The sequence below is a fragment of the Ensifer sp. 4252 genome (assembly GCF_050434565.1).
In the GTDB taxonomy this organism is placed as follows: Bacteria; Pseudomonadota; Alphaproteobacteria; order Rhizobiales; family Rhizobiaceae; genus Ensifer.
This window is the reverse complement of sequence record NZ_JBNDIU010000003.1, coordinates 311,210-336,674: the sequence shown is the minus strand read 5'-3', so window position 1 is coordinate 336,674 and position 25,465 is coordinate 311,210. Positions and strand designations below refer to the sequence as shown.

General features: G+C 63.6%; 22 protein-coding genes, 1 tRNA gene and 1 pseudogene. 15 read left to right on the top strand and 9 right to left on the bottom strand.

The genetic code is table 11. From position 1 onward, the window contains the following. Positions 1-55 precede the first annotated feature (55 nt). Both ABIE33_RS10585 and ABIE33_RS10580 read right to left on the bottom strand, forming a co-directional pair. A complete protein-coding gene (locus tag ABIE33_RS10585; protein WP_429124568.1) occupies positions 56-1,219 on the bottom strand; it encodes an ABC transporter substrate-binding protein in 1,164 nt (387 codons plus the stop codon). Between the two features lie 33 nt (positions 1,220-1,252). Further along, a complete protein-coding gene (locus ABIE33_RS10580; protein WP_429124566.1) occupies positions 1,253-3,130 on the bottom strand; it encodes an ABC transporter permease subunit in 1,878 nt (625 codons plus the stop codon). Positions 3,131-3,308: 178 nt separating this feature from the next. On the opposite strand from ABIE33_RS10580, the gene ABIE33_RS10575 reads away from it, so the two are divergent. From ABIE33_RS10575 to ABIE33_RS10555, 5 genes are read left to right on the top strand one after another with little or no spacing between them, the layout of a single operon-like run. Further along, entirely contained in the window at positions 3,309-4,190 is an 882-nt protein-coding gene (locus ABIE33_RS10575) for a MurR/RpiR family transcriptional regulator (RefSeq protein WP_429124564.1), read from the top strand. A 42-nt stretch (positions 4,191-4,232) separates the two neighbouring features. After that, on the top strand, positions 4,233-4,895 hold the full coding sequence (locus ABIE33_RS10570; protein ID WP_429124562.1) for an isochorismatase family cysteine hydrolase: 663 nt from the start codon (positions 4,233-4,235) through the stop codon (positions 4,893-4,895). 36 nt (positions 4,896-4,931) lie between these two features. Further along, on the top strand, positions 4,932-6,278 hold the full coding sequence (locus ABIE33_RS10565; protein WP_429124560.1) for a glutamine synthetase family protein: 1,347 nt from the start codon (positions 4,932-4,934) through the stop codon (positions 6,276-6,278). A gap of 15 nt (positions 6,279-6,293) precedes the next feature. Next, on the top strand, positions 6,294-7,115 hold the full coding sequence (locus tag ABIE33_RS10560) for an N-formylglutamate amidohydrolase (protein ID WP_429124558.1): 822 nt from the start codon (positions 6,294-6,296) through the stop codon (positions 7,113-7,115). Next, positions 7,112-8,431, top strand: a complete 1,320-nt coding sequence (locus ABIE33_RS10555; protein WP_429124556.1) for an aspartate aminotransferase family protein — start codon at positions 7,112-7,114, stop codon at positions 8,429-8,431. The genes ABIE33_RS10560 and ABIE33_RS10555 overlap by 4 nt, the downstream gene beginning before the upstream one ends. A 26-nt stretch (positions 8,432-8,457) precedes the next feature. On the opposite strand, the gene ABIE33_RS10550 is transcribed toward ABIE33_RS10555, so the two are convergent. Together ABIE33_RS10550 and hutC are read right to left on the bottom strand one after the other, a co-directional pair. Beyond that, a complete protein-coding gene (locus ABIE33_RS10550) occupies positions 8,458-11,385 on the bottom strand; it encodes an aminotransferase (protein WP_429124555.1) in 2,928 nt (975 codons plus the stop codon). A gap of 63 nt (positions 11,386-11,448) precedes the next feature. Beyond that, a complete protein-coding gene (hutC, locus tag ABIE33_RS10545; protein ID WP_429124553.1) occupies positions 11,449-12,198 on the bottom strand; it encodes a histidine utilization repressor in 750 nt (249 codons plus the stop codon). 132 nt (positions 12,199-12,330) lie between these two features. Between hutC and hutF the strand changes: the two genes are divergently transcribed. The 6 genes from hutF to ABIE33_RS10515 all read left to right on the top strand — a co-directional run bounded on the left by hutF (position 12,331) and on the right by ABIE33_RS10515 (position 18,693). Continuing rightward, on the top strand, positions 12,331-13,704 hold the full coding sequence (gene hutF, locus ABIE33_RS10540) for a formimidoylglutamate deiminase (protein ID WP_429124551.1): 1,374 nt from the start codon (positions 12,331-12,333) through the stop codon (positions 13,702-13,704). Between the two features lie 44 nt (positions 13,705-13,748). Beyond that, entirely contained in the window at positions 13,749-14,783 is a 1,035-nt protein-coding gene (locus tag ABIE33_RS10535) for an ABC transporter substrate-binding protein (protein WP_429124549.1), read from the top strand. A gap of 162 nt (positions 14,784-14,945) precedes the next feature. Further along, complete coding sequence (locus ABIE33_RS10530) at positions 14,946-15,803, top strand: ABC transporter permease (RefSeq protein WP_053249722.1); 858 nt, start codon at positions 14,946-14,948, stop codon at positions 15,801-15,803. Continuing rightward, on the top strand, positions 15,796-16,623 hold the full coding sequence (locus ABIE33_RS10525; protein ID WP_429124546.1) for a quaternary amine ABC transporter ATP-binding protein: 828 nt from the start codon (positions 15,796-15,798) through the stop codon (positions 16,621-16,623). Before ABIE33_RS10530 ends, ABIE33_RS10525 begins: the two co-directional genes overlap by 8 nt. Further along, positions 16,616-18,103, top strand: coding sequence for an HAL/PAL/TAL family ammonia-lyase (locus ABIE33_RS10520; RefSeq protein ID WP_429124544.1), 1,488 nt, complete (start codon positions 16,616-16,618; stop codon positions 18,101-18,103). The genes ABIE33_RS10525 and ABIE33_RS10520 overlap by 8 nt, the downstream gene beginning before the upstream one ends. Continuing rightward, entirely contained in the window at positions 18,100-18,693 is a 594-nt protein-coding gene (locus ABIE33_RS10515; protein ID WP_429124542.1) for a HutD/Ves family protein, read from the top strand. The genes ABIE33_RS10520 and ABIE33_RS10515 overlap by 4 nt, the downstream gene beginning before the upstream one ends. A gap of 34 nt (positions 18,694-18,727) precedes the next feature. Here ABIE33_RS10515 and ABIE33_RS10510 read toward each other — a convergent pair. After that, positions 18,728-18,910: pseudogene (locus tag ABIE33_RS10510) on the bottom strand (acetyltransferase); the annotation flags it as partial. Positions 18,911-19,398: 488 nt separating this feature from the next. Between ABIE33_RS10510 and ABIE33_RS10505 the strand changes: the two are divergent. The 4 genes from ABIE33_RS10505 to ABIE33_RS10490 all read left to right on the top strand — a co-directional run bounded on the left by ABIE33_RS10505 (position 19,399) and on the right by ABIE33_RS10490 (position 21,432). After that, a complete protein-coding gene (locus ABIE33_RS10505; RefSeq protein WP_429124540.1) occupies positions 19,399-19,557 on the top strand; it encodes a hypothetical protein in 159 nt (52 codons plus the stop codon). A 64-nt stretch (positions 19,558-19,621) separates the two neighbouring features. Further along, complete coding sequence (locus ABIE33_RS10500; RefSeq protein ID WP_429124539.1) at positions 19,622-19,879, top strand: hypothetical protein; 258 nt, start codon at positions 19,622-19,624, stop codon at positions 19,877-19,879. 59 nt (positions 19,880-19,938) lie between these two features. Beyond that, positions 19,939-20,163 (top strand): hypothetical protein, encoded by a 225-nt coding sequence (locus ABIE33_RS10495; protein WP_429124537.1) that lies wholly within the window; start codon positions 19,939-19,941, stop codon positions 20,161-20,163. 207 nt (positions 20,164-20,370) lie between these two features. Beyond that, complete coding sequence (locus ABIE33_RS10490; RefSeq protein WP_429124536.1) at positions 20,371-21,432, top strand: EamA family transporter; 1,062 nt, start codon at positions 20,371-20,373, stop codon at positions 21,430-21,432. A gap of 321 nt (positions 21,433-21,753) precedes the next feature. On the opposite strand, the gene ABIE33_RS10485 is transcribed toward ABIE33_RS10490, so the two are convergent. The 4 genes from ABIE33_RS10485 to ABIE33_RS10470 form a co-directional block, all read right to left on the bottom strand. Further along, a complete protein-coding gene (locus tag ABIE33_RS10485; RefSeq protein ID WP_429124534.1) occupies positions 21,754-22,503 on the bottom strand; it encodes a hypothetical protein in 750 nt (249 codons plus the stop codon). A gap of 209 nt (positions 22,504-22,712) precedes the next feature. Further along, positions 22,713-22,789, bottom strand: a tRNA-Met gene (locus ABIE33_RS10480). 134 nt (positions 22,790-22,923) lie between these two features. After that, positions 22,924-24,180, bottom strand: a complete 1,257-nt coding sequence (gene mnmA, locus ABIE33_RS10475) for a tRNA 2-thiouridine(34) synthase MnmA (protein ID WP_429124532.1) — start codon at positions 24,178-24,180, stop codon at positions 22,924-22,926. A 177-nt stretch (positions 24,181-24,357) separates the two neighbouring features. Further along, positions 24,358-25,107 carry a helix-turn-helix transcriptional regulator gene (locus tag ABIE33_RS10470; RefSeq protein WP_429124530.1) on the bottom strand — a complete coding sequence of 250 codons (750 nt, stop codon included), beginning with the start codon at positions 25,105-25,107 and terminating at the stop codon, positions 24,358-24,360. Between the last annotated feature and the right edge of the window lie 358 nt (positions 25,108-25,465).

Here is a 25,465-nt window from a genome sequence, read left to right as displayed (position 1 = left end):
CAGTTGCGACCGATCGATCTCCGGCACCTAGCCTGAGATCGCAAGCGGCGTTGGATCAGGGGGCCGGAATGTCGGCAGCGGCCGGAACGCCCTGGCTGATCAGCTCACGGTTGCCGCCTCCGATGCGCACCAGCGAGACCGAGCGCAGCGGCATGCCCTGCGTGCCGGCGTAGCTGATCGGACCGGTGACGCCCTGGACGTTTTCGAGCGAGGCGATGGCGTTGCGGATGGCAACCGGATCGGTGCTGTTGGCTTCGGTCACGGCGGCATCGATGACCTTGCCGAGGTCGTAGCCGTTGGCGATGTAGACCGTGTCCGGCTCCTGGCCGAACTTTTCCTTGTACTTGACGTTGAAGTCGGCAAGCGGGCTGCCTTCGCTGGCAAATCCGGCCGTGGTGAAGACCACGCCGTCAACGGTCGCGCCAAGGCCGAAGGTCGTCGGTGAGTCGATGCCGTCGCTGCCTAGGATCGGGATGGTGACGCCGGCGCCGCGCAGCTGGCGGATGAAGGCCGGGAAATCGGGCTCGTAGGCCGCGGTCATGATGACGTCTGGCGCCGGGTTCATCGCCTTGATCTTGGTGACTTCGGCGCCGAAATCCTGCTGGCCCATGCTGAAGGTGCCTTCGCCCAGAAGCTCGCCGCCCTTGGCCTTGAAGGCTTCGCCGAAATACTCCGGAAGCTTCAGCGTGTAGGCGCTATCGGGAGACTTGAGGATATAGGCCGTCTTGTAGCCCTTCTCGACGGCGTAGGTGGCAAGCACCGAGGCCTGGACGTTGTCGGCGGGATAGTTGCCGAACATGTAGTCGCCGACGGCAAGCGGCATGGTCGGGGTCGTGGCGCAGAACGAGAAGGCCGGGATCTGGGCGGCCTGCGTCACCTGGCCGGCGGCGATCGACGGATCGGCGTCGCAGGGCGTGATCATGATCTTGACGCCCTGGTCGACCAGTTCCTGCGCCACCAGCGCGGTCTGGGCCGCGTCCGAGCGGGTATCCTTGGCGACGAGCTTGATCGGGAACTTGCCGGCAGCTCCACCGGCGGCGTTGATTTCCTCGACCGCCATTTCCAGGCCCTTCAGCGAGGGCTGGTCATAGGGAGCAAGGCCGCCGGTCTGGGCGGTTGCAAGACCGATCACCAAATCCTCGGCAAATGCCGGCAGCGGTGACAGCGCGAAGCCGCCAAGGATGGTGGTGAGGCACAATGCCCTAAAGTTGGATTTCATCGGTAAGCTCCCTCTTTCTGATTTCGTTGCTGATCAAACTGGACTGTGAAGGCCGCCTGCGTCCGGCTGGAGACCACCGGCCTCGACAACCTCGCTCCCTGCCCGCACCGACGCACGGCGACGGCCGATATAGGCTTCGATTACAGCCGGATTGGCCTGGATCTCCGCCGGCGTACCGATGGCGATCTGCTGGCCCTTGTTGAGCACGACGACGATGTCGCAGAGCCGCATGATCAGCTTCAGGTCATGCTCGACGACGAGCAGGCCGAGGCGGTACTTCGTGCGGATGCGATCGAGCACATGCATCAGTTCCTGCGTTTCGGCAGGATTCATGCCGGCGGCCGGCTCGTCGAGCAGCAGGTAGCGCGGCTTCAGCGCCAGCGCGCGGGCAATCTCGAGCCGGCGCTGCGCACCATAGGAAAGTGTGCCGGCGAGCTGATCGGAAAAAGCGTCGAGACCAACCTCGGCCAGTACCAGCCTGGCGCTTTCCATCGGGTCCTCGCCGTTGCCCTTCAGCGCACTTGCAGCCACCGTGACGTTTTCAAGTACGGTCAGGTTCTTGAACAGGCGGATGTTCTGGAAAGTGCGCGCAAGCCCGGCGACGGGAACGGCGTGCACCGGCAGCGATGCGATATCCCTGCCGTCGATCAGTACGCGTCCACTCGACGGCGGTACGACGCCGGAGACGCTGTTGATCAAGGTCGACTTGCCGGCCCCGTTCGGGCCGATGAGGCCGGTGACGAGCCCCGGCTTGATCTCGAAGTTGGCGTTTTCCAGCGCCACGAGACCGGCGAATTTCTTGCCGAGATTTTCGACCTTGAGCGTTCCGCCCGGTGGGATTGGCGCAACCTTTTGTGCACCATCAGACGATGCCGCAGGCTTCGAGGCGACGCGCTTCAACCAGGCAAAACGCTCGTCCAGCTCCCGGACACCGAAGAGCCCGTCCTGCAGCCGGTACATCACCACCAGGATCGCAACGCCGATGCCGATATCCGTGAGGCCGAAGACGGTCGGCAGCGTGACGAAACCAAGATCGACACCGCCTTCGAGTTTGCGCAGAAGTTCGACGATCAGCATGATTACCGCGGTGCCGCCGACCGCACCCGAAACGGTGGTGACGCCGCCGAGGATCAGCATGGCCAGCAGGACGAAGGTCAGGTTGAAGTAAAAGTCCTTGGGCGAGAAGGCGCCGAGGAAATGCGCCAGCAGCGCGCCGGCAGCACCCGCCAGAATGGCGCCGAGGACCCAGCCGACAAAACGATGAAGCCTGACGTTGACGCCGACGGCAGTCGAGGCAATCTCGTCCTCGCGCGACGCCCTCAGCTTCAAGCCAGCGCTCGAATCCCGATAGAGACGGGCAATGGCAATTGCGGCAACGGCAAAAGGCAGCGCCACCCACAGATTGACCGCGCGCGGAATGCCGAAGAAAGTCTGGCTGCCGCGGGTGATATCTGTCGAGGCGACCAGCACGACATGGACGATGACGAGAAAGCCGAGCGTTGCAATCGACGCCGATGAACCGGCAAGGCGCGCAACGGGTATGCCGATCAGCACCGCGACCAGCGCCACGACCAGCAGTGCCACCGCAAGTGCCGGCAGGAACGGCATGCCGATGCCGGCCAGCCATTCCGGCAGGTGCGGCAGCGCTGTCTTCTGGACGATCGGGTTGATGGTCAAAAGGCCCGACGCATAGGCGCCTATCGCCATGAAGCCGACATGGCCGAAGGAAACGATGCCCGAATTGCCGGCATACATGCCGATGCCGAGCACCGCGATCACGTTGATCATGAACAGCGTCACGAGGCGCTCGCCGCTACCCGGAAAGAACAGCGAGGCGACGGCAGCGGCCGCCAGCAGCGGCAACGACGTTAAAAGGATACCGACGACGGTTTCTCGCCTGACGCGAACCATCTGCATTCCCCCGAATTGTCGGCCCGCCGTTGTTTTTGGCTCGGGCCAGTTCCCGAAATGAAAGTTATCCCATCTCGATCAAATGTCAATCTTGTTTCAAAAAACATTATCTGCTAGCAATTATGTAACAAAAATTAGAAACTGGGGTTCAAGCCATCATTTTTGGGAGGCGGAAATCGTGGCAATCCGGGATCGACTGACAGACGGGGCTATTACCTTCACGCGATCGGAACTGAAGATCGTGCGGCAGCTGCTGTCGAACTATCCGGCAGCGGGACTGAATACCGTCGCCTATCTGGCCTCGTCGGCAGGGGTCAGCAATCCGACCGTCGTGCGCTTTGCCAACAAGCTCGGCTTCGAGGGCTATCCGGAGTTTCAGAAGGCGCTGCTCGGCGAAGTGCAGGAGCGCATGAGTTCGCCGTTGTCGATGCTCGACGAACGGCGGCCGTCGCTGGAGCAGGAGAACTTCTATCAGTACTTCCTGCGCGCCAGCATCCACGCGCTCGAAGCCTCGATGCAGATGCTGCCGTCGGAGGATTTCGAGGCGGCCGTCGACGCAGCCGCAGACACGAGCGCACGAGCGCATTGCCTCGGCGGCCGTTTCAGCGGCTTTCTCGCCGGCCTGCTCTGGTCGCACATGAAGCAGCTCAGGGGCGACACCCGCTGGATCAACGGCAGCCAGGCCGACCAGGTCGACCACCTCGTCGACCTCGGCAAACGCGACGTGCTCTTCGTCTACGATTACCGCCGCTACCAGAACGACACCATTCGCTTCGCCAGGCAGGCGGCCGCACAGGGCGCCCGCATCGTGCTGTTCACCGACCGGTGGCTTTCGCCGATCGCGGATTTTGCCACGGTGACGCTGACGGCGCCGGTCGACACGGTCTCGCCCTATGACACGATGGTGCCAGCAGTCGCCCAGACGGAGGCGCTGATCGCAGCGCTCACCGCTCGTCTCGCCACCCAATCCCGCGCCCGCATCGAGCGGATGGAGGAGCTGCGCCGCGGCTACGCCATCACCGAAGACGCCCTCAACTCGAACGTCGACGACGGCCGCTGACACGCTTGCCGAAAGGCAGAACCACAACCGAGGAGAATCCGAATGAGTGCCGTTACAGTCAAGGTCGGGGACGACATGCTGAGACGCGACAGCGATTACGAACGCGGCCGCACCTCCCTGCTGTTCGTCGACATGCAGCGCATCTGGTGCGAGCCCAATCTCGATCCGACCCACCCGCAGGACGCCGACAGCTACTATCACAAGCGGCTGCGCCAGACGGTGATCCCCAACCAGGTCCGCATCCTGGAGGCTGCCCGCAACGCCGGCTGCGAGGTGTTGCACACCATCATCGAGAGCCTGACGCTTGACGGTCGCGATCGGTCGCTCGACCACAAGCTTTCCGACATGCATGTGCCGAAGGGCTCGCCCGAGGGCCAGGTCATTCCCGAGCTTTCGCCTGTAGACAACGAGATCGTGCTGCCGAAGACCTCGTCCGGCGTCTTCAACTCGACCAACATCGATTACATCCTGCGCAACCTCAACACCCGCTACCTGATCATCGCCGGCGTCATCACCGACCAGTGCGTCGACATGGCGGTGCGCGATGCCGCCGATCGCGGCTACCTCGTCACCGTCGTCAACGACGCCTGCGCGACCTACAGCCCCGAGCGCCACGAAGGCGCCCTTCGTGCCTATTCCGGCTACTGCTGGACCACTGACACCGACACCGTCGTCAACCGCCTTCAGGGCCTGCGCCAAGCCTGAGCCGCCGCCAAGGATCTTGAGACAAGAGGGGAATTCATGACCGAGACCAACAACGGCAAGGCTCACTCCGCACTGACGGAGCTCGCAACCTTCGTCACCACCGACATCGCCGGCATCACCCGCGGCCGCAGCTTCGCCGCTTCGCAGATCGACGACTATCTGCGCAAGGGTGTGGGCTGGGTGCCGGCCAACCTGGCGCTGACGCCGTTCGACCAGATCGCCGAGAACAACCCCTGGGGCTCGGCCGGCGACCTCCGGCTGATGGCCGATCCGGCGAGCAAGGCGCGCGTCACCTGCCTGCCCGACGTCACGCCGCTGCATTTCTACCATTCCGACATCACCGACCTCAAAGGCGACCCGTGGGAATGCTGCGTGCGCAGTCTCCTCAAGCGCACGCTCGAAGAGTTCGAGCGTGAGGCTGGCCTGAAAGTCATCTCCGCTGTCGAGCAGGAATTCCAGCTTCTCGGCGTCGACTGGCCAGACGCGCCGTCCTTCGGCCTGCGTGCCGAGCGCCGTGCCGACCCCTTCGGCCCGCTGCTGATGACGGCGCTGCAGGAGGCGGGCGCAGAGCCAGAAATGTTCCTGCCGGAATACGGCAAGGACCAGTTCGAGATTACCTGCCGCCCTGCAGATGCGCTGACGGCTGCCGACCGCGGCGCGACGATCCGTGCCATCACCAAGGAAGTGGCGGCGCTGTTCGGCTGGAACGCCAGCTTTGCGCCGAAGACGAGCGCCAACGGGGTCGGCAACGGCGTGCATCTGCATGTCAGCTTCACCGATCTCGACGGCAAACCCGTCACCTTCGACGCCTCGCGTCCGGGCCGCCTGTCGAAGGTTGCCGGCTCCTTCGCTGCTGGCGTCGTCCGCCACCTGCCGGCACTCACCGCCTTCACCGCCCCGTCGGTGCTGTCCTACATGCGGCTCGTTCCGCACCACTGGAGCGCTGCCTATACCTGCCTCGGCGAGAAGAACCGCGAGGCGACGCTCCGAATCTGCCCGACGCTCGACCTGCCCGGCAGCAACCCGGCCAAGCAGTTCAATATGGAGTACCGCGCCGCTGACGCCTGCGCCAGCCCGCATCTGTCGCTGGCCGTCCTGCTGAAGGCCGGCCTCGAAGGCATCCGCGCCGGCCTTGAGCAGCCGCCGCTGATCAACTCGGATCCTTCGGATTTTTCCGACGAGGACCAGCAGAAGCTCGGCATCCGTCGTCTGCCTTCCAGCCTGCCGGAAGCGCTGGAAACGCTTGCCGAAGACAAGGTGGTCACCGGCTGGTTCGCCAAGGACTTCCTCGATTGCTACGTCGCGATGAAGCGCAAGGAAATTGAGATCGTCGACGGCCTGTCGCCCGACGAACTCTGCGCCCGCTACGCGGCCGTCTACTGACACGGATAGGCTCCCATGACTTCGACAACGGCCATCAAGAGCCACGACCGTCGCGGACGGCACGACCCGCGCCAGCCGCTGCTGGCGATCGACGAGCCGCCGCCCTATGCGGTGTTCAACCCGGACGGCACGTCGCCGTTCCTGCTCTTATGCGAGCATGCGTCCAACCGCATGCCGCGCGCACTCGGCGACATGGGCCTGCCCGAACACGAGCGCCGGCGCCATATCGCCTGGGACATCGGCGCACTGGCGCTCGCCCAGCATTTGAGCCTCAGCCTCGACGCACCGCTGTTCTTCACCAACTATTCAAGGCTGGTGATCGACTGCAATCGCCCGCTTTCGGCACCGTCCTTCATCCCTGAAGTCAGCGAGACGACGGAGATCCCGGCAAACCGGGATCTCACCGAAGCGGAGCGGAAGCAGCGGGTGGACACGTTGTTCAAGCCCTTTGCCGATGCTGTTGCCCGGCGCCTTGACCTGCTGGAAGCGAAAGGCGAGCGGCCGTTCGTCGTCGGCGTGCACAGCTTCACCCCCGTCTACTTCGGCAAGCCGCGGCCATGGCAGGCGGGCATTCTCTATCGCGATGCCGAGGCTTTCGCACAGTCGCTGATCCGGGGCCTGAACAGCAAAGACCAGCTGACGATCGGCGACAACGAGCCCTACAACATTCACCCGGACGAGGATTACACCGTGCCGGTGCATGCCGATGCACGCCAGCTGCCGGGCGTGCTGATCGAGGTCCGGCATGACCTGATCGACACCGATGCCGGTGCTGCAGCCTGGGGCAAGCGGCTGACCCGTTGTCTCCAGACTAGCCTTGGGGAGTGCAGCCCGTGAGCGAAAACCTCTACGCCAGGGACGGACACGCAATTGCCGGCCTGCAGAAGCTGCGCTTCTTTCCGCTCGCCATCACGGGCGGCCGTGGCGCACGCCTCGTCGTGGAGAATGGCCGGGAACTGATCGACCTTTCCGGCGCCTGGGGCGCTGCGAGCCTTGGCTATGGCCACCCGGCACTGGTGGAGGCGGTATCGCGGGCCGTCGCCAACCCGGCGGGCGCAAGCGTTCTGTCCGCCGCCAACGCACCGGCAACCGCGCTTGCGGAAAAGCTGCTCAGCCTTTTCCCCGGCAACGGGCGAAACAAGGTGTGGTTCGGCCATTCCGGCTCGGATGCCAACGAGGCCGTCTTCAGGGCAATCGCCAAGGCCACCGGCCGCACCGGCGTCATTTCCTTCGTCGGCGCCTATCACGGCTGCACCACCGGCTCGATGGCCTTTTCCGGCCATAGCGTCCAGGCGGGCGCGGCCAAGGCGGAAGGCCTGATCCTGCTGCCCTACCCCGATCCCTATCGACCCTATGAAGGCGACCTCACGGGCGAGGCAACCCTCGATCTCCTGAAACAGCAATTCGCGACGACGGCACCGCCGGAGCAGATCGGCTGCGCCTTCATCGAGCCGATCCAGTCGGATGGCGGGCTGATCATGCCGCCGAAGGGTTTCTTCCAAAAATTCGCCGACCTCTGCCGGCAACACGGCATTCTCGTCGTCTGCGACGAGGTCAAGGTCGGGCTCGGCCGCAGCGGCAAGATGCATTGCTTCGAGCATGAGGATTTCGTTCCCGATATCCTGACGATCGGTAAAGGCCTCGGCGGCGGCCTGCCGCTTTCCGCGGCCGTCGGCCCGGCCGAGATCATGGACTGCGCCACCGCCTTTGCGATGCAGACCCTGCATGGCAACCCGGTCTCGACGGCTGCCGGCCTAGCCGTCCTTGAAACCATCGAGCGAGAGGGACTGGCCGAAGCGGCCCAGCGAAAGGGCGAGCGTCTGCGCGGGGGACTGCGCCAACTTTCCGGGCGCCACGCCCTGATCGGCGATGTGCGCGGACGTGGCCTGGCTACGGGCGTGGAGTTGGTTGCCGACCGCGACAGCCGCTCACCGGCGGCAAGAGAAACAGCCAAGCTGATCTACCGCGCCTATGAGCTCGGTCTCGTCGTCTATTACGTCGGCATGAACTCCAACGTTCTGGAAATGACGCCGCCGCTGACCGTATCGGACGCGGACATCGACCAGGCGCTCGACATTCTCGACCGTGCTTTCGGCGATGTTGCAGCCGGCCGGGTTTCCGACGCGGTGCTTGCCGACTTTGCCGGCTGGTAAGAGCTGCCCGCCGGCAGGACCATTCCCTACCAGCCCTCTTCCAGCACGCACGTCAGCATGTCGGCGAAGAAGTCGGCGCTCTCGCGGCTGAGGCAGAGCGGCGGCTTGATCTTCAGGACGTTCAGGTGGTCGCCGGTCGGCTGCATGATGACGCCGAGCTCAAGCAGGCGGTCGCAGATGGCGGCGGTCTCCTGCGTTGCCGGCTCCAGCGTCTCGCGATCACGGACGAACTCGACGCCGAGGTAAAGCCCCATGCCGTGCACGGCGCCGACGAGCGCAAACCGCTGCTCCAGCGCTTCGAGCCTCGTCTTGAGGTAGCCGCCGACAACGCGCGCGTTGTCCTGCAGTTTTTCTTCTTCGAGCAGATCGAGAACCGTCTGGCCGACGACCGAACTCACCGGACTGCCGCCGGCCGACGAGAAGAAATAGCCCTCCTTCTCCAGGGCGTCGGCAATCTCGCGCCGGGTGATGACGGCCCCGAGCGGATGGCCGTTGCCCATGCCCTTGGCGATGGTGATGACGTCGGGCACGACGCCCTGCTCCGCAAAACCCCAGAAATAGTCCCCGAGCCTGCCGTAGCCGACCTGGACCTCGTCGGCGATGCAGACACCACCACGCTGCCGGACCATGGCATACACGGCGTCGAGATAGCCTTTCGGCAAGGGAATGCCGCCGGCATTGCCATAGACCGGCTCGCAGATGAAGCCGGCAACCCCTTCGGCCCCGTCCTCCAGCTCGCGCAGCTTGGTCGCCACCGACCGGACGTAGTTGTCGGTCGTGTCGGCTCCGCGGAACGGCCCGCGATAGGTGTTCGGCGCCACCACTGCATGCACCCAGTCGGGACGGGTTTCGAGTGCCTGCGGATTGTCGGCAATCGAGGTCGAGACCGCGTCGCTCGCCACCGTCCAGCCGTGATAGGCCTCGAGCAGGCTGACGACATTGCGCTGGCCGGAGAAGGCCCAGGCAAGCCGCAAGGCGAGATCGTTCGCCTCCGACCCGCTGTTGACCAGGAAGACCGTATCGAGACCATCGGGCGCGAGCGCGGCAAGCCGTTCGGAAAACTCGGCAACCGAGGCGTAATGAAAGCGCGAATTGGTATTGAGCAACGACCATTGCCGGCCGATTGCCGCGGCCAGCCGTGGGTGTCCATGGCCGAGGATGGTCACGTTGTTGACCATGTCGAGATAGGCCCTGCCCTCGACATCGAACAGGTGCTCCTTCCAGCCACGCTCGATCTGCGGCGGCGCGCGATAGTAGTTTTTCTGCGGCCTGGCGAAATGTCGATGGCGGCGATCGAGCAGCTCGGTCGAATGCGGCGTCTGTGCATCGCAGTCGAAGCCAAGAATGCCTGATGGTGACGGGCAGAGCATGCGCCAGGCGTCGGCCTGGCGTGCCGAAGCAAACAGCGGCGGGGTCAGCCCCGGTTCGCGGCAGAGCTGCACCCGCATCAGGCCAAGCCCGTGGCCGGCCTCGACCACCGTGCCGATCGGCGTGCCGGCAGCAATCGTCTCCTCCGTGTCCTCGGGTGGCTCTAGACCGGAGAGGTGAAGAATGATCGCAGGTCCGTTCAGGATCATCCGCCCGTCACGCCATTCGATTCGACCGGCAAAGGGCGCCCTGACGACGGTGCCGGTCGGCAGGCAGAGATCGACATGCAGCGCGAAGGTCGGCGTCGCCCGCGATGCCCGAAGTGCGCTCTCCGTCAGCCGATACTCGCCATAGTGGGTCGACGCCATCCCGATCGCATGCGCCGCCGTCTGCAACAGCGAGGCAGGAAGGGTCTCGTGCTGCCAGCGCTCCTCGGGAAGCAGCGGGCTCAGGATGGAAAGATCGATCTGGCGCACGCCGGCCGGCTCGATATCGACAAGCAGTCCCTCGCCAACCACCGGCATCGTCGCCTCCACCACCGCATCGACGGCACGCAGGATCGCATATTGCATCAGGGCCGGTGGCACAGAGACGGCAACGTCGAAGATCTCGCGCTCATGGGCGGCATTGCCCTGCACATAGGCGTTCTCAGGGTCGATGGTAAGCTGCTGTTCGGAACTGGCAAGCAGGACGGCGGCGCGCGCAACGATCAGCGGCCATAGCGCCTTCAGTTCGCTTTCCTCAAGCGGACAAACAGCGTGAAAGGCCCTGACGGCCGGCAGAATGAAGAGAGGATCGCCATCGGCATGATGCAGCAGCGAGGCGCAGGTCACCGCCAATTCCGCGACGAGCCAGCCCTTGAGGATATCGCCGAAATCGATGACGCCATCCGGGATCGGCCGGCCGGCAGCATCCGGCTGCCCGACCACATTGTCGTCAGTCACGTCATGGTGGATGGCCTGGAGGCGCAGATCGGCGGTCAGCGGCTGAAGTCGGCGCATGGCCCCGACCATGGCCTCGGCGATGCGCTTCTTCAGCCCCTCGTCGTTCATGGCGGCAAGCAGGTGAAGCGCGACCGGGGCGGCGTGCCTCAGGTCCCATTGCAGCTCGCGGTCGAGACCCGGATGGTCGAAATCGCTGAGCGCCACCGCCAGCCGACCGGCGATGTCGCCGAGCGCGGCCACGGTTTCCGCCGTCAGATGCTTGCGCCGTGTCAACGGCACGCCATCGAGGTAGGTCAGCAGACGAACGCGATAGGCCCCGCCGCGCATCGTTACGTCGGTGATATCGTTGCCATCGAGCGCGCGCACCACCTGCGGCGCCCGCACCGAGCCGGTTTGCCGGGCAAGATGCAGCAAAGCCGCGTTCTGAGCTTGCAGTTCCAGCGGATCATAGGCCGCCTGGCAGATCTTCAGGACGAAACGCGCCTCGCCGGTGTCGATCCGGTAGTTGCGATCCTGCTGGCTGCCCAGTTCTGTCAGGGCGCCGGAAAGGCCGAAATGCTCCGAAAGAATGCGCGCAGCGTCCTCGGGCGTCACATCGGGCCTTGGCAATTGCGTGCGAAGCTTCAGCGCGTCTTCAACCATAGTGTCGCCTCCATGACATCCGGCACCATGCCGACTTCCGAATCGACCGAACGGGTCTCTTGGCTATTGCGACACACCTTCAAGGCGATAGCGCGTCCCAGGGTAGAGAAGGCGCGCCGTCGTCACGTTGGCAGTGTCGGACCAGGTGCGACGCCGGATCATCAAGCACGGCTCGTTGCGATCGATGCCGAGCAGCTTGCATTCCCATGGCTGCGGCGACACCGCCTCGACGATCTGTTCGGTGCGGGTGATCGGTGCGACCGCCGTAAGGTAAGCGTTCGGCGTCATGTCGCGAAAATCCTGCTCCATGTATCTCGGGCAGATCGCCGGATTGACGAAGCGATCCTCGATCTGGATCGGCAACCCGTTTTCCGAGTGAACCATGATCGAATGGAAAACCCGCGCGCCGGTCACGAGCCCAAGCGCATAGCCAATTTCCGAAGGTGCGACCTCTTCCTGCATCAACGTCATGCGCGAGGTGTGTGCATGGCCGCGCTCGCGGATCTCGTCGGCGATGTTGCGCACTTCCAAAAGCGCCGTGCTGCCCTTGTGTGCAGCGACGAACGACCCGACCCCCTGCACGCGGGTGATCGCACCCTCGGTCGCCAGCTCTCGCAGCGCCCGGTTCGCAGTCATGCGGCTGACGCCGAGATCGGCGACGATCTCGTTTTCGGAAGGAATGCGGTGATGTGCCGGCCATTCCCCGCTGTCGATGCGGGTGCGGATGAACTGCTTCACCGCCTCGTAGCGTGGCACCGGTCCGTCCTCGAATCCGGCCATGTCGATCCTTCGCCTGAGTGCCGTTATCGGCATTTGCCCCGTCCTTTCCGGATGGCGAACAAATCATGCGCATCCGGCAATGATTCTTTTCGTTCATTTCGCGCTTGCGCGCCACCGTAAAATATCTATAGTTCCATATACAACTACGTACAGGAAAATCGCAACATGGCAACTTTTCCCGTCAACCGGCTCTTCGCCGATCATGCGCTTCTGCCGACAGGCTGGGCGCAGAATGTCGCCATTGCGCTCGACGCATCAGGCGGGATCGCTTCCATTGAGACCGATCAGCCGGTCGCCGACGGCGACGAACGTGTTGCCGGGCCGCTGATCCCTGCGATTGCCAACCTGCATTCCCACGCCTTCCAGCGCGCCATGGCGGGCCTCGCCGAAGTCGCCGGCAGCGGCAACGACAGCTTCTGGACCTGGCGGGAAGAAATGTACCGCACCGTCGGGCTGGTAAACCCTGATGACGTCGAGGCGATCGCCGCCAAACTCTATATGGAGATGCTGAAGGGCGGCTTCGGCCATGTCGCCGAGTTTCACTACCTGCACCACACCGCAGACGGCACGCCCTATTCCGACCCGGCCGAGATGTCGCTGCGCATTCTTGCCGCCGCGCAATCGACCGGTATCGGGCTTACGCATCTGCCGGTTTTCTACGCGCATGCCAATTTCGGCGGCGTCGCCCCGAATGCCGGCCAGCGACCCTTCCTGCATGACCCCGATCAGTTCCTCGCACTGCTCGAACGGCTGTCGCCGATCTGCCGCGACAACGGCCAGACGCTCGGCTATGCCATTCATTCGCTGCGCGCCGCGACCCCGGAAGAGATGCGCACGATCCTCGAACGGGCGCCCGTCGCCGGACCGATCCATATTCACGTCGCCGAACAGACCAAGGAAGTCGAGGATAGTCTTGCCTGGAGCGGCCGCCGCCCGGTTCAGTGGCTGCTCGACGAAATGCCCGTCGATGAACGCTGGTGCCTGATCCACGCCACCCATCTGACCGACGAGGAACGACAGCGGCTGGCGCGGTCCGGCGCGGTCGCCGGCCTCTGCCCGGCAACCGAAGCCAATCTCGGCGATGGCATCTTTCCGGCCGTCGATTACATGGCCGAAGGCGGACGCCTCGGCATCGGCACCGACAGCCATGTGGCAACCAGCGTCGCCGAAGAACTTCGCCTGCTGGAATACGGCCAGCGCCTGCGCGACCGCCGCCGCAACCGCCTCGCCGGCCCGGGCGCGTCGGTCGGCCACACGATTTTCGAGGCGGCGCTCAAGGGCGGCGCCCAGGCCGTCGGCCACCAGACATCGGGCATCGCCGTCGGCGCCCGTGCCGATTTTGTCGTGCTCGACGGCTCCAACCCGTACATCGCCGCCGCAAGCGGCAATCAGATTCTCGACCGCTGGCTGTTTGCGCTCGGCGGCGAGACCGTCCGCGACGTCATGGTCGCCGGACAGTGGAAGATCCGCAACGGACACCACGACCGGGAGGAAGACATCGACCGCGCCTTCGCGCGGGTGCTTATGAAACTGAAGTAGCAGAAATAGCAAATCGAAGCGAATATCAAAAAAGGGGAATGCGCATGTCGATCAGCAAACTGAAACTCACCCTCGCCGCCACCGGCCTCGTGCTCGCCGCTTCCGCCGGCAACGCCAGTGCCTCCTATTGCGGCGACGGCAAGACCGTCACCTTCGCCGGCATCGACTGGGAAAGCGGCGCCTTCATCACCGAAGTGATGAAGACCATCCTCTCCAAGGGCTACGACTGCCAGGTGGATTCGATCCCCGGCAACTCGGTGACGCTCGAACAGGCAACCGCCAACAACGACGTCCAGATCTTTGCCGAGGAGTGGCTGGGCCGCTCCGACATCTGGAACAAGGCCGTCGAGGAAAAGAAGGTCGTTGCCGTTGGCAAGACCTTCGTCGGCGCCAGCGAAGGCTGGTTCGTGCCGGAATACGTCATCAAGGGCGATGCCAGCCGCAACATCGAGGCCAAGGCGCCGGATCTGAAGAGCGTCTCGCAGCTTTCCGATGCCAAGATCGTCGAAATCTTCGCCGATCCGGAGGAGCCGTCCAAGGGCCGCTTCCTCAATTGCCCGTCGGGCTGGACCTGCGAGGGCGTCAGCACTGCCAAGCTTGACGCCTACAAGCTCGGCGAGACCTATGTGAACTTCCGCCCCGGCACGGGCACAGCGCTCGATTCCGCCATCACCTCGGCCTATCTGCAGGGCGAGCCGATCCTGTTCTACTACTGGTCGCCGACGGCGATCATGGGCAAGTTCAAGCTCGTGCAGTTGGAAGAACCGGCCTACAACGAAGCCTGCTGGAAGGAGCTTTCGAGCGCCACCGGCAAGCGCGACCAGGGCTGCGCGTTCCCGTCCGTCGACGTCTCCTACGGCGTCAACAGCACCTTTGCGCAGGAAGCCCCCGAGATCATCGCCATCCTGGAAAAGGCGACCTTCCCGCTGGAAGCTGTCAATGGCAGCCTTGCCTACATGACCGACAACAAGGTCGATGCGGTGGCGGCGGCGGCCGAGTTCCTGAAGACCAAGGGCGACGTCTGGGGCAAATGGGTCTCCGACGAGGCCCGCGGCAAGATCGAAGCCAGCCTGAAGTAAAGTCCGTTCGGTCGGCCGACGCGGGTCTGATGCGCCTCGCCTCCGTCTGAGACGGGGCGGTCCCATCGGACCCGCGCCGGCCCCACCCTTCGACACCCCGAGGCAAGCGCCATCGGCCGCCGCGTTGCGCCCGTCCATGGCCCGAGCAAGGAACGACATCCGATGTTTCCGGATTCCCTCAATCTCTCCATCCGCGCGCCGGTGAACGAGTTCATCCAGACGCTGGTCAGCAGCTATGGCTGGGTCTTCAAGGCGATCAGCGCGGTCATCCTGAAGGCCGTGCTCTTCATCGAATGGATCCTGCGCGGCCTGCCCTGGTGGGTCGTCATCCTCGCCTTCATGGCGCTTGCCTGGCAGAGTTCCAAACGCTGGACGCTGACGGTCGCCGTCGGTGCGCTCCTCTTCTTCGTCGGCGTACTCGGTCTCTGGGACCTGACCATGCAGACGCTGGCGCTGATGCTGATGGCGACGCTGGTGTCGGTGGCCATCGGCGTGCCCATGGGCATTCTGGTTGCCAAGAGCCGGCTGGTGCGCAACATCACCCTGCCGGTGCTCGACGTAATGCAGACCATGCCGAGCTTCGTCTATCTGATCCCGGCGCTGATGCTCTTCGGTCTCGGCAAGGTGCCGGCGATCCTCGCGACCATCATCTATGCCGTGCCGCCGCTGATCCGCCTCACAGACCTCGGCATCCGCCAGGTCGACCACGAGGTCGTCGAAGCGGCAACGGCTTTCGGCGGCAGCCCGAACCAGATCCTCTTCGGCGTCGAACTGCCGCTCGCGACCCCGACGATCATGGCCGGCCTCAACCAGACAATCATGATGGCGCTGTCGATGGTGGTCGTCGCCTCGATGATCGGCGCGCGCGGCCTCGGCGAGCAGGTGCTGAACGGCATCCAGACGCTCGACGTCGGCAAGGGCCTGGAAGCCGGCATCGGCATCGTCATTCTGGCAATCGTACTCGACCGCATCACGCAAGGTTTCGGCAAGAGCCGGACGGAGGATCCCCGCAATGGCTGATATCGAGATCCGCAACGTCTACAAGATCTTCGGGCAAGACGCGAAAGCCGCGCTCGCCATGGCCAAGGACGGCCTCGACAAATCGGAGATCCTCGCCCGCTCCGGCTGCAGCGTCGGTCTCAACGACGTCAGCCTGACGATCGGCGCCGGCAAGATCTTCGTCATCATGGGCCTGTCCGGATCGGGCAAGTCGACGCTGGTGCGCCACATCAACCGGCTGATCGAGCCGACCAGCGGCCAGGTGGTCTTTGACGGCAGCAACATCCTCGAGCTCGACGCCAAGGCGCTTCGCACCTTCCGCATGCACCGCGTCAGCATGGTGTTCCAGAGCTTCGCGCTGATGCCGCATCGCACGGTGCTGCAGAACGTCGTCTACGGCCAGCGCGTGCGCGGCCTCTCCAAGGCCGACACCCGTGACATCGGCATGAAATGGATCGAGACCGTCGGGCTTTCCGGCTACGACGCCAAGTTCCCGCATCAGCTGTCGGGCGGCATGAAGCAGCGCGTCGGGCTTGCCCGGGCGCTTGCCGCCGATACCGATGTCATCCTGATGGACGAGGCCTTCTCGGCACTCGATCCGCTGATCCGCGCCGACATGCAGGACCAGTTGCTGCAGTTGCAGCAGAACCTGTCGAAGACCATCGTCTTCATCACCCACGATCTCGATGAGGCTTTGCGCATCGGCTCGGAAATCGCCATCCTGAAGGACGGCCAGGTGGTGCAGGTGGGAACGCCCGACGACATTCTCGACAAGCCCGCCAACGACTATGTCGCCCGTTTCGTCCAGCGCCGTCAGGGAAGGCCGGAAGCGCATGACTGAAACCATCACCCTTGATGGACCGGCAGACTGGGCAGACATCGCAGCAGTCGCAAACGGCGCCCGACTGACGCTTTCCACTAGCGCCCGCGAGCGCATCGTCAAGGCGCGGGCCGTGGTCGAGGCACTGGTCGATCGCGGCATTCGCGGCTACGGTATCAACACCGGCGTTGGTGCCCTTTGCGATGTCATCATCGACAGGGAAAACCAGCAAGCGCTGTCGCGCAACATCATCCTCAGCCATGCCTGTGGCGTCGGCGAACCGCTCGGGCGGGCAGAGGCGCGGGCGGTGATGGCAGCCCAGATCGCCAATTTCGCCCATGGCTATTCCGGCGTCCGCATCGAGACGGTCGATGCGCTCACGGCGCTGCTCAATGCCGACCTCATCCCCAATATCCCCTCGCGCGGCTCGGTCGGCTACCTCAGCCATGCCGCCTCCATCGGCCTCGCGCTGATCGGCCATGGCCAGGTAAACGATGGCAAGGAGACCTTGAGCGGTGCCGAAGCCTTGCGCAGGATTGGGCTTCAGCCCCTGCGGCTGCAGGCCAAGGAGGGCTTGAGCCTCGTCAACGGCACGCCCTGCGCCACCGGCCTTGCCGCGCTGGCGCTGTCGCGCGCACAAAAACTCTTCGCCTGGGCGGATGCCGCATCGGCGCTCACCTATGAAAACCTCGGCAGCCAGGCCAATGCCTTTGCCGCCGGGCCGCTGGCGCTGCGCCACTCGTCCGGACTACAGGCGGTCGGCAACACGCTGCGCGACTTTCTAGTGGATAGCCCGATGCTGGCGGCAAGCGCCGGCACGCGCACGCAGGATCCGCTCAGCCTGCGTGCCGTTCCGCATGTGCACGGCGCTGCCCGCGACGCCTTCGACCATGTGGCCGAGGTGGTGAACCGGGAGCTTGCAAGCCTCACCGACAACCCCGCCGTTTCCGGCACGCCGGAGGCGCCGGAAGTGCATTCGCAGGCCCATGCCGTGGGTGCGGCCCTCGGCCTTGCCATGGACAGTCTCGCGGTGGCCGTCGCCGAAGTTGCGGCGATATCGGAGCGTCGCATCGACCGGCTGGTCAACCCGCTCGTCAGCGGCCTACCCGCCTTTCTCGCCGGCGACAGCGGTGTCTCCTCCGGCTACATGATCGCCCAGTATACGGCGGCCGCCCTTGCCGCGGAAAATCGCCGCCTGGCAGCCCCCGCCAGCCTCGACGGCGGCATCACCTCGGCGCTGCAGGAGGATATCCTGACGCATGCCACGCCCGCCGCCTGGAAGGCGCTCGCCATCGTCGACAACCTTGAGCGCATTCTCGCGATCGAGTTGCTCGCCGCCACACAGGCCTACGACCTGCAGCCGCGCGCAACCGGGAAGGCGAAACGCACGGGCGCGCTCTACCAGCGCATCCGTGCCGCCGTTCCCATCTATGCCGACGACCGGCCGATGAACGAGGATTTCGATCGCATACGGCGGATCATTCAGGAAAGCGCGCCATGAAACTCCTGCCCGCCTCCGGCCACAAGCGCATGCCCTGGAAAAACGGTGGCGGCGAAACCATCGAGATATCAGTCTTCCCCGATGGCGCGTCGCTTTCGGAATTTGACTGGCGGATGAGCATGGCGACCGTCGCCAGCGATGGCCCCTTCTCCAGCTTCCCCGGCATCGACCGCACGTTGTCGATCCTCGAAGGCAACGGCATGACGCTTCTGATCGAGGGACGCAACCCGGCCCGATTGACTGAGGCGGATGCCCCCCTTGCCTTCCCCGCCGACGTCGCCACTTCGGCCACCCTGATCGACGGTACGATCGTCGACCTCAATGTCATGACCCGCCGGGGCAAGCTCGTGCATCGCGTGCGCAGGCTGGCGATCGAGGGCGAACGCTCGCTCACGAGCGAGGCTGCCACCGCCATGCTCTTTTGCCATCGCGGCGCGGCGACGCTGATTGGCAACGGTCAGACGATGGTGCTTTCGGCCGGCGACGCCTTGATGCTCTCTGGGCCGCTTGCCGCCACGATAAAGGCGCCGGCACCGTGCGAGCTGTTTTTCATCGAGATCGACCCGTCACAGGGCCGTCTGACGCCGTGAACGCCGTGAACGCCGCCAGCGGCCAGCGTCTGGATTAAGACCGGCGCAAGTGCAGCAACGGATAGGGCCTGCCGTCATCGTCAACAGGCGAGCGGCCGGTCGTTTCAAACCCCAGGCGGGCATAAAAACCGGCGCCGGAAAGATTCTGCTCGTTGACATCGACCGTCAGCACCGGATGCAGCGCGACCGCATGCTCGACCAGCGCGCGCCCGACGCCGCCGCGGGCAAACGCAACCCCCTGACGACCGAAGTGCGCTTCTTCATCAACCGGAACGGCGATCTGCTGTCGGCGACGGTTCACCGCTCCTCCGGCAGCCGCAAGGCCGATGCCGAGGCCATCGCCGCAGCAGGCGGGCAGCCCCGTTCCCGAAAGCGCCTGCCGCCAGGCCTGCCAGAATGGAAATGCGCATCAAGATCCAGATGGACTCCGATGCCGTCGGCCGGCCTCGGCAAGTAACGCGGACTCCTTAAAGGCGGCTCGAGGTCTGGCGAAGCGGACTGGCACCTAAAGATGCCGTCATGACCGAGCGAAACTGACCGCTCTCGACACGCGAGGCCGTCTTCTAGCACCGCACGCCCTGTTCAGAATTCGGTAACCATACGGCGTGTTACCCGGGGAACAGCGCATTCGACGCCACACGATAGTCTCCATGCCACGGTTTGACAGTCTCTCAGCAACAAACGCAAGGCTTGGAGGATACGGACATGATCAAGACCGGTTTCGGCGTTTCCATCACCGTTCTGGCCTTCTCGGTCGCAGTGATTGGCTTCATGCATGTCGCCCTGTCCCAATATCGGGCGGCCGAAATTGCAGACATCACCCTGCCGGACTACAGCACGATCACTTCGTCCATCCATCGCTAAGGCGCGCCGTCTCGATTTCCACCGAGCAGGAAACGGGTGGCTTGCCCGACGCTGAGGGGCAAGAATGCTCGATCAAACGATCGAGCCAGCCATGATGTCCCTGCTCACCCTCCACACGTTGGCAGCCGCACGAGGCGACGGTCTTCGCCCCGAGTTCCTCACCGCTATCGCCCAAGAAAACCTGATGTCCGAGGCCGGCAAGGACGGCGTTTCACTTCACGCAGGCATTGAGCACCGTGATGGCCTCATCGGCGCCTGCGAGATTGACCCTGGTTTGCGCAGCGCCGGCCGATTGAAACGTCAGTTCAGCGCTTTGCGCTAACGCCGATTGCAACGCGATGGTCGGCCCGCCAGCGTCCGCGCTGACAGCAGGAGGCTGATTTGGCGGCAGCAACCTGGGCAGACAGCCATTGGCTACGACGGGTTCAGGCAACCCCAGAGCTTCGAGACTGCGGCCGACGTACCGGCGAGATCGACCTCGATCTGCTCACCGTTGATCCGCATGACCAGTTTGGCGCTTTTCTCCAGATCCCCCTGATAGCCGCACTCTTGGCGGCAAGGCGACGGGCGAACATAAGTACGGCGATCGCCATGATCCCGGCTTGACCGTTGCGTAGCCGGCCGGCGCTATTCTCCGCGTCAGGCAGGACTGGCCGGTCTCCCTGAAACTTGAACGGCCGATGGCGCTGGTGGAGAAACCTCCCCTTCCCATTGCCGGCACGAACAAACCCTTCCCCTGGCAAAGCTTTGCTGCTTGGATGGACAAAACCGGCCGCCTCATGGCCGATGCAACCCATTGCCGGAAAGTCTTTGATGTCGAGCGATCATTCCCACCTCTGGCCCGGCATTCCCCTCGCCCTGGGTTCCGCCGTTCTCTTCGGCGCCTCGACGCCGCTGTCGAAGCTTCTGCTCGGCGCCATTGATCCCTGGCTGCTCGCCGGCATGCTTTATCTCGGCGCCGGGGTTGGTCTGGCGATCGTCCACCGTGCGCGCGCTCTCGTTGGGCTCGATGGTGTCGAGGCGCCGCTGGCGCGCGCCGACATTCCCTGGCTGATCACCGTGATCCTGTTCGGCGGCGTGCTCGGTCCGCTGTTGCTGATGTTCGGCCTATCCCAGACCACGGCCGCCTCCGGATCGCTGCTCCTGAACCTGGAGGGATTGGCGACGATGGTCATCGCCTGGCTGGTGTTTCGCGAGAACGTCGACCGTCGCCTGCTTCTGGGCGCTGCGGCCATCTTGTGCGGTGCGGTGCTGCTGTCGTGGAATGGTGCGGGCCTGAGCCTCGATCGCGGCAGCCTGCTGATCGCAGGCGCCTGTCTTGCCTGGGGCATCGACAACAACCTGACGCGCAAGCTTTCTTCCGCCGATCCCGTCCAGATCGCCATGATCAAGGGTCTCGCGGCAGGCGCGACGAACCTCGTGCTTGCCCTGTCGCTCGGCGCGTCGCTGCCATCCGTCGGCCTCACCGCCGGCGCCGCCCTCGTCGGCTTTTTAGGCGTTGGCATCAGCCTCGTCTTCTTCATGCTCGGCCTGCGCCATCTCGGCACGGCGCGAACCGGCGCCTACTTCTCGCTCGCGCCCTTCATAGGCGCCTTGCTCTCGATCGCGCTTTTCCGCGACGCCATCACCCTGCAGTTCCTCTCAGCCGGCCTGCTGATGGCCTTCGGCCTCTGGCTGCATCTCGCAGAGCGCCACGACCACGAACACAGCCACGAGACGCTGGAGCACGAACACGCCCATATCCACGACGAACATCACACCCACAGCCACAACAGCCCGGTCACCGAACCGCATTCCCACTGGCACCGGCATGAGCCGATGCGGCATAAGCACCCGCATTATCCGGACCTGCATCATCGGCATAGTCATGGGTGAGAACGCTTAGGGTTGAAAGCAGAACTGGAGCGTCACTGCTCAGGCCGTATGATGAGGAAAAACAACGATGAGGCCGGTCAGCCTTGATGGATCTTTTCATGCTGGGTCCGCTAACGACGTTTCTGTGAAACCTCTGTAGGATGGAATCACTTCTCTCGCCTGGCAAACCAGCCGAACCTGCGTGAAGGACCCTACCCTGCAATGATCCTCCGGGCAGCCTGGCTTCCATCAGCCTGCCCGTCAGACGACTAGCTGAAAAGTCTCTTGCGTATCCAAGAGGATTTTCTTTGTATTCTGACTTAGCCGCCATTGACCGCTGGTTTAGAATGGAATGTCATCGTCGGATTCCATCGATTTCTTCTGCTGCCGGAATGCCTCAGAGGGCCGAACTGGAAGAATGGCAGTGGGCCTATCAACTCTTATCCGTTGCTCGCTTTCATTACCCTTCTCTTGCGCAACCGTCTGGAAGACGTTGGTAAGGAGTTTGGTAGCGATATCATATGAGCCGGCCAGCGCACCGGGTGCAGCAAGGATTTCGACGGTTATCCTGGTCAGCGCAAGAAGACTTAAGCGTCTTTTGTCCAGAGCGTCCTCAAAATTTGCTAGGCTCTTCAGTAGCTCTTCGCGCTTTTCGAGGGGCATTTCCTCTTTGCCGAGTTGTTCACGCAGGTGATGGATATGTGTACGGATTCGTGTCTTCGCGGCCCCAGAAAGGGCAACCGAATCCCTCTTCTTTCCAAGTCCGTCGCTAAGCAGAAGCTGTGTCATATAGTGGTCTAAGTCTGCAGTGAACTGGCGATGCTCGTCACTACCAAAGTTGCCCGCCCGAGGCACATCCATGGAAGCAAAGGGCTCAATTCCGTACCTGCGTGCGGCAGCCGTGACGACGTTCATAAACCCGTGCCGCGCCTCATAGAGTTCCGTCAATCCCTGTTCGTCGCTGGTATCAACACTTGAAGTTGCCTTCGTCAACCGCCCACGCGCAATTTTGACAAAGGCCAGAAATGCGGCCTCGTTCTCCTCCGGTAGATCCTCAATTTCTTCTTCTGTAATGAAGTCATAGATGTGCATTTTCACCTCCACACACGCGAAGGTAAGTGTTACTTCGGGGTGGGGCAATAACCGCCTTGCCGCTGCATGAATTTATTCGCATGGCGGCACCAGAGGGCTCACTTTGCTCTTACAGTCCGGAGCCTAGCGCGGCTGAACTTGAACCTCGCCACGAGGTACTCGTACGGCTGCAAAGCACTCAAAAAGGTCAACGAAAGCGAGTAGAAAAATGGTAGCGGAGGAGGGATTCGAACCCCCGACACAAGGATTATGATTCCTCTGCTCTAACCTACTGAGCTACTCCGCCGGGTACCGCGTCAGGGCTTCGAAGAAGAAGCCGTTTTGACTGGACGGGCGGCTTATAAGGCCCGGTTCAGCCAGGTGTCAAGCCAAGTCGCGGGGAAAATGCGAAGTTTTCCCGCGCGATCGGAAATGTCTGGCTCAAGCCGCCGCAGGCGCTGCCAGAAGCACCTTCAATGCGGCCTCGGCACCGGCCTCGCGCTCGGATTTGCGGATGAAGCCGCCGCCATAGACGCGGGCGTCTTCGCCGATGCCGGAATAAAGCGCGCAGGCCTGGCCCGGCGCGATGCCGGCTTCGCCCTCGGCAAGCTCAACATAGAGGCCCTCGGCGTCGCGCTTCAGAATAGCGGGTGCCGGCTGGCGGGTCGAGCGGACCTTGGCGAAACAGTCGAAGCCATCAGCTGCCACGTCCTCAAGATCCTCGTCGCCCAGCCAGTTGACGTCACGCAGATAGACGCGGCGCGTTTCCAGCGCTTCCTTGGGGCCGACGATGACGCGGCGCGAGCGGGCGTCGAGATAGACGACATAGAGCGGCTCGCCGGTGGCAATACCGATGCCGCGGCGCTGGCCGATCGTGTAGTGCAAAATGCCGTCATGGCTGCCGAGTACGCGGCCATCGAGATGCACGATCTCGCCGGCAAGTGCTGCATTCGGCTTCAGCTTGGAAACGATGTCGCTGTACTTGCCCTGCGGCACGAAACAGATGTCCTGGCTGTCGGCCTTCTGGGCGACGACGAGGCCCATCTCTTCGGCCAGCACCCGCGTTTCAGCTTTCGAAAGGTGGCCGAGCGGGAAGCGCAGATAGTCGATCTGCTCCTGCGTGGTGGCAAAGAGGAAGTAGCTCTGGTCGCGATCGGCGTCGGTCGGGCGATAGAGCGCCCGCTGGCCGGCATAGCGCCGGTTCGGGCTCGGCCGCGAACGGATATAGTGGCCGGTTGCCAGCGCATCGGCACCGAGCTCCTTGGCCGTTGCCAAGAGATCGGCGAACTTGACCGTCTGGTTGCAGGCAACGCAGGGGATCGGCGTTTCGCCGGCGACATAGCTTTCGGCAAACGGGTTGATCACCGTTTCGCGGAAGCGCGCTTCATAATCGAGCACGTAGTGCGGAATGCCGAGCGTTTCGCAGACGCGGCGCGCATCGTCGATGTCCTGTCCGGCGCAGCACGAGCCGGCCCGGTGCACGGCGGCGCCATGATCGTAGAGCTGCAGCGTGATGCCGAGAACGTCGTAACCCTCGCGTTTGAGCAGGCCGGCGACGACGGAACTATCGACACCGCCGGACATGGCGACGACGACACGCGTATCTTCGGGCTTGCGGTCAAAATCGAGAGTATTCACGGGATCCAATCCGGCCTTCGGGCGGCGGCAACAGCACCCCGCCCCTGTTTCACGCTTCATGCGATGCCATGCCGGCGCAATAGCGCGCGGCATGCAGTCGGCTTCTACGGCGCCGCGCGTCGTAATCCTTCGCGCAAAGGTCGCCGTAGCACTTCACTGTCCGCAGCGGGAGGCTCCGGTCGCCGACATATAGAAACTTGTCCGCCCGGCGGCAAGGGCGGCGCTACGGCGCCTGGCTCAGATCAGTTTCAGCCGCATGGCGCGGGCGATCGCCTGCATGCGGTTGACGGCATCGAGCTTGCGGGTCGCGCTCTTGAAGTAGCTGCTGACCGTATAGGTGGAGATGCCGAGGATGATGGCGATCTCGTCGCTGCTCTTGCCGGCAGCCGCCCAGCGCAGACACTCGATCTCGCGGCTCGACAGCTTTTCGCGTGCCGAGCTGCCTGTGTCGAAAGTGCGCTCGAGGCATTCGAACAGTTGCACGAGCGAAAGATAGAGCGTCGCCTGCTCGACGCCGACAGGCGGGTCGCGTCGTCCGGAGAGCATGGCAACGAAGGGATCGCCGCTGCTGGTATGCAACTGGACGGCGAAATGGCGCGCCATCTCCGGATGGGCCAAAAGCCGGTGCACCATCGCCTCGTCGGCCGGCTTGCCGGCCGCATCGAGCAGCTCGCCGCCGCCGGTTATCGGCAGCTTGGTACCACGCAGGCGCTCGACCAGCACACTCGATTGAAAGGTCTCGCAGGCGTCGTACTGGCGCACCAGCTCGGAGGGCCAGTTGCTCAGCACCAGGCGTTCGGAAAAGCGCTGCTGCTCGGCCAGCGGCAGGCGCGCGATCATGAAATGGCCGAAGCCGTACCGCGCGATCAACCGCCGCATCAGGTGCAGAAGTTCGTACTCCGTGCGGACGGCAGCCGTATCGATTTCGGAAATCATGTCCGCCGTCTCAGCCTCGCGCAGCAAGGCTGGTTCATTCGATTCCTTCATCTCTGATCACCACATCACCGGTGCCAACGCACCCGGTAGAGAGAATACAAACGGCCCCGAAAATCATCCGGCGCATGAACTTCACCCGGGAGCCAGAATACAGCCACCCTCTCCGGCATGCCCGCGAAAGCAACGCGACCGGTTGTGAAAATATGACGATGCACCAAGAATGAATCGGGAGCGCACAAACGTCGCTCATCCTTTATTTCGGCGTCTCGTTACCAAGAATTTTAGTTAAAGTGAAATGTGGTAATTGCATGGCTCCCATGTAAAATCCGCGATAATCCAAGGCTTTCCGGGCATCGCGACTGATATTGTCACGCGCGACAGGCGTCGCGATGGCCGGCGGGGCGCTGCG

Excerpts from the sequence above, each read along its gene's own strand:
- ABIE33_RS10585 (WP_429124568.1), bottom strand. The coding sequence starts at position 1,219 with ATGAAATCCAACTTTAGGGCATTGTGCCTCACCACCATCCTTGGCGGC.
- ABIE33_RS10580 (WP_429124566.1), bottom strand. The coding sequence starts at position 3,130 with ATGGTTCGCGTCAGGCGAGAAACCGTCGTCGGTATCCTTTTAACGTCG.
- ABIE33_RS10570 (WP_429124562.1), top strand. The coding sequence starts at position 4,233 with ATGAGTGCCGTTACAGTCAAGGTCGGGGACGACATGCTGAGACGCGAC.
- ABIE33_RS10565 (WP_429124560.1), top strand. The coding sequence starts at position 4,932 with ATGACCGAGACCAACAACGGCAAGGCTCACTCCGCACTGACGGAGCTC.
- ABIE33_RS10560 (WP_429124558.1), top strand. The coding sequence starts at position 6,294 with ATGACTTCGACAACGGCCATCAAGAGCCACGACCGTCGCGGACGGCAC.
- ABIE33_RS10550 (WP_429124555.1), bottom strand. The coding sequence starts at position 11,385 with ATGGTTGAAGACGCGCTGAAGCTTCGCACGCAATTGCCAAGGCCCGAT.
- hutC (WP_429124553.1), bottom strand. The coding sequence starts at position 12,198 with ATGCCGATAACGGCACTCAGGCGAAGGATCGACATGGCCGGATTCGAG.
- hutF (WP_429124551.1), top strand. The coding sequence starts at position 12,331 with ATGGCAACTTTTCCCGTCAACCGGCTCTTCGCCGATCATGCGCTTCTG.
- ABIE33_RS10535 (WP_429124549.1), top strand. The coding sequence starts at position 13,749 with ATGTCGATCAGCAAACTGAAACTCACCCTCGCCGCCACCGGCCTCGTG.
- ABIE33_RS10530 (WP_053249722.1), top strand. The coding sequence starts at position 14,946 with ATGTTTCCGGATTCCCTCAATCTCTCCATCCGCGCGCCGGTGAACGAG.
- ABIE33_RS10525 (WP_429124546.1), top strand. The coding sequence starts at position 15,796 with ATGGCTGATATCGAGATCCGCAACGTCTACAAGATCTTCGGGCAAGAC.
- ABIE33_RS10520 (WP_429124544.1), top strand. The coding sequence starts at position 16,616 with ATGACTGAAACCATCACCCTTGATGGACCGGCAGACTGGGCAGACATC.
- ABIE33_RS10515 (WP_429124542.1), top strand. The coding sequence starts at position 18,100 with ATGAAACTCCTGCCCGCCTCCGGCCACAAGCGCATGCCCTGGAAAAAC.
- ABIE33_RS10505 (WP_429124540.1), top strand. The coding sequence starts at position 19,399 with ATGATCAAGACCGGTTTCGGCGTTTCCATCACCGTTCTGGCCTTCTCG.
- ABIE33_RS10500 (WP_429124539.1), top strand. The coding sequence starts at position 19,622 with ATGCTCGATCAAACGATCGAGCCAGCCATGATGTCCCTGCTCACCCTC.
- ABIE33_RS10490 (WP_429124536.1), top strand. The coding sequence starts at position 20,371 with ATGTCGAGCGATCATTCCCACCTCTGGCCCGGCATTCCCCTCGCCCTG.
- ABIE33_RS10485 (WP_429124534.1), bottom strand. The coding sequence starts at position 22,503 with ATGCACATCTATGACTTCATTACAGAAGAAGAAATTGAGGATCTACCG.
- mnmA (WP_429124532.1), bottom strand. The coding sequence starts at position 24,180 with ATGAAGCGTGAAACAGGGGCGGGGTGCTGTTGCCGCCGCCCGAAGGCC.
- ABIE33_RS10470 (WP_429124530.1), bottom strand. The coding sequence starts at position 25,107 with ATGAAGGAATCGAATGAACCAGCCTTGCTGCGCGAGGCTGAGACGGCG.